Source organism: Cellulomonas sp. P5_C6 (assembly GCF_054049635.1).
In genome coordinates, this window is sequence record NZ_JBFULZ010000383.1 from 1 (window position 1) to 828 (window position 828).

General features: G+C 78.0%; 1 protein-coding gene. It reads right to left on the minus strand.

Features of this window, described 5'->3' with window-relative positions; translation table 11 throughout:
* The coding region (locus tag ACXJKG_RS21295) for an FtsK/SpoIIIE domain-containing protein (protein ID WP_456847707.1) at positions 1-828 on the minus strand (828 nt) is incomplete at both ends.

The following is an 828-nucleotide window of genomic DNA, read 5'->3' on the forward strand; positions in this document are numbered from 1 at the left end:
ACCCACGGTCGCGCCACCCTGAGCACCGGGGCTGGGGTCGTCATCACCGCCCGGGCGATCTGCACGGGCTCCAGCGACCGTGACCCGCGGCGCAACCACGCGCGCCCGGGCGTCGCCGGGTCGATCAGCGCGGCGTCGGGCGCGTCGAGGACGTCCGTGGAGTCCGCGGGGTCGGTGACGCGCAGGGCGACCCGGACGGCGACGTTCGCGCGCAGGTCGGCGCCGACCGCGCCCGCGGGCCGCTGCGTGGCCAGGACGAGGTGGATGCCGAGCGCGCGGCCCTGGGCGGCGATGCGGGTCAGCGCGGCGGAGGAATCGGGGAGGTCCTCGGTCAGCGCCCGGAGCTCGTCCACCACGACGAGCAGCCGAGGCGGCGTGCCGGGGTCCGCGGGGTCGAGCTCGAGCAGGTCCCGGACCCCGGCTGCGGCGAGCAGGGTCTCTCGTCGGCGGAGCTCGGCGCGCAGCGCGGCCAGGATCCGTCGGGCGTGCGCCGCGTCGAGGTCGGTCACGTGCTCCAGGACGTGCGGCAGCCCTGCCACCGGCCCGAGCCCTGTGCCGCCCTTGAAGTCGACCAGCAGGATCGCCAGGCGGTCCGGCGGGTGCGTCAGCGCGAGGCTCAGGACGAGCGTGGTGAGCAGCTCGGACTTGCCGGCGCCGGTGGTCCCCGCGACCAGCACGTGCGGCCCGTCCGCGACGAGGTCCACGGCGACGGTGCGGCCGCCCGCGCCGATGCCGAGCGCCGCGACGAGACCCGGGGGTGGTGGCTCCGCCCACGCGTCGGCGAGCCGGTCCGGGCCGGGGATCGCGTCGAGCGCGCCGAGCGACGCC